2 protein-coding genes are annotated in these 5405 nt (G+C 70.7%); both read left to right on the top strand.

Annotated features, from left to right (window positions below):
- Positions 1–3491 (top strand): type I polyketide synthase (locus ACZ5U5_RS39685; protein ID WP_469031502.1); only part of this gene is annotated, 3491 nt, incomplete at its 5' end.
- A gap of 70 nt (positions 3492–3561) precedes the next feature.
- Positions 3562–5405, top strand: a 1844-nt coding sequence (locus tag ACZ5U5_RS39690; RefSeq protein ID WP_469031504.1) for a type I polyketide synthase, incomplete at its 3' end; no start/stop codon positions are given.

Below are 5405 nucleotides of genomic sequence, written 5' to 3' on the forward strand. Positions count from 1 at the left end.
CCACCGTCACCGGCACCCTCGCCACCCCCGGCCAACTGACCTCCCCCGACTACTGGGTCAGCCAACTGCGCGGCACCGTCCGCTTCCACGACGCCATACAAGCCCTGGCGGACGAGGGCGTCGGCCTGTGCCTCGAAGTCGGCCCCGACGCCGTGCTCACCGGCATGATCCGAAACGGTCAGGGCGAAGGCGAACCCGCCATGACCGCCGTGCCCCTGCTGCGTGCTCGGCATTCCGAGACCGCCGTGCTCAGCGCGGGGGTGGCCCAGGCCCACGTGCAGGGTGCGCACATCGACCTCGCCGCGTTCTTCCCCGGGGCGACCCACGTCGACCTGCCCACCTATGCCTTCCGGCACAGCCGCTACTGGCTGACCTCCGCGCAGCGAGCGACCAGCCCTGACGCCGCCCCGCACCCGCTCCTTGACACGGTCGTCGAGCTCGCCGGCCGGGACGAGACGGTCCTCAGCGGCTGCCTCAGCTTCGATGACCACCCTTGGCTCGTCGACCACACGATCGACGGCAATGTGCTCCTTCCGGCGACCGCGTTCCTCGAGCTCGCGGCGGCAGCGGCCGCCCGTACCGGTGCGGCCGGAGTGGAACAGCTGGTCCTGGAGGCGCCCCTGCGCCTGCTCAAGGGTGAGTCCGTCCGGTTGCAGATCATCGTCCAGACACCTGACCAGGACGGCATCAGGGCGTTCTCCGTTCACGCGCGGCCCGCCGACGCGGACGGTGAGGGCACCGCCGAGTGGTCCCGTTACGCGAGCGGCAGCCTCTCCCCCGCAGGCGACACCGCACCGGAGCCGGCCACCTTCGAACCCCTGCGCAACTGGCCCCCGCAGCACGCCACCGAGATTCCGCTGGACGGCGTCTACGCACGCCTGGCTGAGCTCGGATACGAGTACGGCCCCGCTTTCCAAGGACTCCGAGGCCTCTGGCAGCGCGGAGAGGAGCTGTACGCAGAGGTCGAGCTGCCCGGTCAGCTCCGCGGCGCGGCAGGCGAGTTCGCCGTGCATCCGGCACTGCTGGACGCCGCGATCCAGCCACTGGTCGTATCGGCGTCCGAGGAGCTCGCGGCCGGCGGCCTCCTGCGGCTGCCCTTCGACTGGCACGGCGCCGCTTTCTGGCACCCCGATGGCCCCACGGACCTGCGCGTACGACTCACACCCTCGGGCGGCGACAGCACCGCCATCGCGATCACCGACCAGCACGGCTCTCCCGTCGCGCGGGCTCGTGCACTGACCATGCGGCCGGTGTCCCGGCAGCAGTTCACCGGCCGGTTCGACGCGGGGGCTTTTGCCCCGCACGCCGTGGAGTGGCAGCCGGTCACGGCACCGGACCTCGATGAAGCGCCCGAGGAGCTGGTGTACCTCACTGATCGCCTGCCCGAGGACGTCGGCACGACCGTACTCCAGGTACCGCCGCGCAACACCGACACGGATGTCGCCGGTGGGGTGCGCGGTGTCGTGGGCGGGGTTCTGGAGTGGGTGCGGACGTGGCTGGGTGATGCCCGGTTCGAGGACTCGCGGCTGGTCGTGGTGACGCGCGGTGCGCTGGGTGCGGTCAAGGGCGAGGGGATCGCGGATCTCGCGGGTGCCGCGGTGTGGGGGCTGTTGCGGTCGGCGCAGTCGGAGCACCCGGGCCGGATCGTTCTGGCGGACCTGGAGGAGAGCCCCACCGGGCCGGAGGAGTTGGCCGGACTGCTGCGGGCCGTCGCAGGCTCGGGGCTCGCGCAAGTCGCCGTACGTGAGGGGCAGTTGCTGGCACCGCGCCTGGTGCGTACCGCCACGACCGGCGTGGGTCCGGACTGGGGCGAGGGCACGGTCCTGGTCAGCGGCGCGACCGGCACCCTGGGCGCGATCGCGGCCCGCCACCTCGTACGGGAACGCGGCATCCGGGATCTGCTGCTGCTCAGCCGCAGCGGCGAATCCGCCCCTGGCGCGGGGGAGTTGCGCGCCGAACTGGAAGCACTCGGCGCACGCGTGACGATCGCCGCGTGTGACGTCGCCGACCGCGCCGCGCTCGCCGACATCCTGGCCCGCATACCCGCGGACCACCCGCTGACGGGTGTGGTCCACACGGCAGGCGTCGCCGAGGACGGCGTACTGTCCGAAATGAGCCAAGAACAGTTGGAGCGAGTCCTTCGGCCCAAGGTCGACGGCGCCTGGAACCTGCACGAACTCACCCGCGAGCACGACCTGAAGGCCTTCGTCCTCTACTCCTCCCTGGCCGGACTCCTCGGCACAGCGGGCCAGGCCAACTACGCGGCGGGCAACGCGTTCCTGGACGGCCTCGCCGCCCTGCGACGCGCCCAAGACCTGCCCGCCGTATCGATGGTGTGGGGCCTGTGGCAGGAATCCAGCGGCATCAGCGGCGAACTCAGCGAAGTCGACCTGCGACGACTCAACCGCATGGGACTGCGGGCACTGCCCTCCGCCGAAGCGATGAGCCTGTTCGACGCGGCCCTTACGGCAGACGAACCGGTCCTCGCACTGACCGGCATCGACACCCGCGCCCTGCGTGCCCGGGGCGACGACGTACCCGACCTGCTCCAGGCACTGGTACCCACGGCGCGACGGTCACGCGCCGCGGCCGGGAGCGAGACCAGCGGTGCACGACCACAGTCGCCGAGCACGCAGCCACAGTCGCTGGGCGCACGACTCGCGGGGCTGCCCCCCGAGGAGCGTGAACGGTCCACGACCGAGCTCGTCCGCGGAGTGGTCGCCGACATTCTGGGCCATGACGATCCGAACGAAGTCGAAGTCGACCGCGCCTTCCAGGAGCTGGGATTCGACTCCCTCAACGCCGTCGAACTGCGCAACCGGCTGAACAAACTGAGCGGACTGCAGCTGGCCAACACCGTCGTCTTCGACTACCCCTCCATCGCCGCCCTTGCCGGGTTCCTGGCCGGACAACTCGCCACCCAGCACGCCCCCGCGCCCAGCGCCCTGCCCACCACCCCCGCCGGCGGTCCCGTCTCTCCGCTGCTCCAGCGGTTGGCAGCCCTCCAGGCGGACGAGCGGAAGCGGGCGATCGTGGAACTGGTGCAGGAAGAAGTGGCCGACATCCTGGGACACGACGACCCGCGGGAGATCGAAGCGGACCGTGCCTTCCAGGAGCAGGGGTTCGACTCCCTGAGCGCGGTGGAGTTGCGGAACCGGTTGAACAAGGCGAGCGGAGTGCGGTTCACGAACACCGTCGTCTTCGACTATCCCTCGGTCGGTGCGCTCGCCGGGTTCCTGGACGAGCAACTGGCCGACCAGATCGACCAGCTCACCAGGGTCACACAGGGCGAGAGCGCACCGGACACCGTGCTCTCGCACCTGGGCGAGTTGGAGGAGCGCATCCGCGGTGTCGGCGATGACGACGCGCTGCGGCGCCAGATCACCGAGCAGCTGCAGCGGCTCCTGGAGCTGACCGGGGCCGGGCTTGACGAAGACCTCGATTCCGCCAGCGACGAAGAGCTCTTCGCGCTGGTGGACGGGGTCGAGTAACCGCACACCGGCAGGCAGGCCCGGACACCCCGCTTCACCTCACACATGAACTTTGAAGGGTTGAATTCTGATGGCGGACGAGAAGGAACTCCGGGAGTACCTCAAGCGCGCGATAGCCGACGCGCGGGACGCGCGGGGCCGGCTGCGTGAGGTGGAGGAGAAGGCGCGGGAGCCGATCGCGATCGTGGGTATGGCCTGCCGCTATCCGGGCGGTGTCACGGACGCCGAGGGCCTGTGGAACCTGGTCGACCAGGGCGTCGACGCGGTCTCGCCGTTCCCGACGGACCGCGGCTGGCCCGAGGACCTGCACGACCCGGACCCGGACAGCGTGGGCAAGTCGTACGTGAGCGAAGGCGGTTTCCTGGACGTCGTGAGCGGCTTCGACCCCTCCTTCTTCGGGATGTCTCCGCGTGAGGCCACGGTGGCGGACCCGCAGCAGCGGCTGCTCCTGGAGACCACTTGGGAGGCGATGGAGAACGCGGGCGTGGTGCCCGCCACCCTGCGCGGCAGCCGCACCGGCGTGTTCGTCGGCCAGATGTACCACGACTACGGAGCGCGCCCCAACCTCCCCAAGGAGGGCTACGAGGGCAATCTCGTCAGCAACAGCATGGGCAGCATCGCCGCAGGTCGAGTGGCTTACACGTTCGGTTTCGAGGGGCCGACGGTGTCCGTGGACACGGCGTGCTCCTCGTCGCTGGTCGCGATGCACATGGGGGCGACGGCGCTGCGCCGGGGCGAGTGCGATCTGGCCTTCGCCGGGGGTGTCACGGTGCTGTCCACCCCTGTGTCGTTCGTGGAGTTCTCGCGGCAGCGGGGGCTCGCGGCGGACGGCCGGTGCAAGTCGTTCGCGGCGGCCGCGGACGGTACGGGCTGGGCCGAGGGTGCAGGAGTGCTGCTGTTGGAACGCCTGTCAGACGCGCGGCGCCTGGGACATGAGGTGCTGGGAGTGCTGCGGGGCTCGGCCGTGAACCAGGACGGTGCCTCCAACGGCCTGACCGCACCCAACGGACCCTCCCAAGAACGCGTCATCCGCGACGCCCTGGCCGACGCCGGACTCAACCCCGGCGACATCGACATCGTCGAAGCACACGGCACAGGCACCCGCCTCGGCGACCCCATCGAAGCCCAAGCCCTCCAAGCCACCTACGGCCACCACCGCACAAACGGCCAACCCCTCTACCTCGGCTCACTCAAGTCCAACATCGGACACAGCCAGGCCGCCGCAGGAGTCGGCGGCGTCATCAAAATGGTGCAGGCCATGCGCCACCGCACCATGCCCCGCACCCTCCACGTCGACCAGCCCACCCCCCACATCGACTGGGACTCCGCCGCCATGGAACTCCTCGTCGAACCACAACCCTGGCCCCACACCCACGACCGCCCCGCCCGCGCCGCCGTCTCCTCCTTCGGCCTCGGCGGCACCAACGCACACGTGATCCTGGAGGCAGCTCCCGAGGTATCCGGGGAGCAGGGGCGGGGGCAGGGGCAGGCGCGGGACAAGGCTGCTGGTGCGGTCGTGCCGTGGGTCTTGTCGGGGCGTTCGGCGGAGGCGGTGCGTGCGCAGGCGGCCCGCCTGGCCGAGCACATCGAGCGCACGGGCCTCTCGGACGCGACGCATACGGCCGATACCACGGAGCCCGCGGACGCCGCTGATCTGGCTTGGTCACTGGTGTCGAGCCGTGCACTGCTCGAGTCCGGCGCGGTCGTCGCGGGCCGGAACCGGGACGAGCAGCTGGCTGCTCTCAAGGCGCTGGCCTCGGGCGCGACCGATCCGGGCGTGGTGGTCCAGGAGCGCTCCCGCTCCGGACGGCTGGGCTATGTCTTCTCGGGTCAGGGGGCGCAGCGGCTGGGCATGGGCCGTGAACTCGCCGCCCGCGTACCGCAGTTCGCCGCCGCACTGGACGAGGTGTGCAA

It is taken from the genome of Streptomyces sp. NPDC033177, assembly GCF_055577715.1.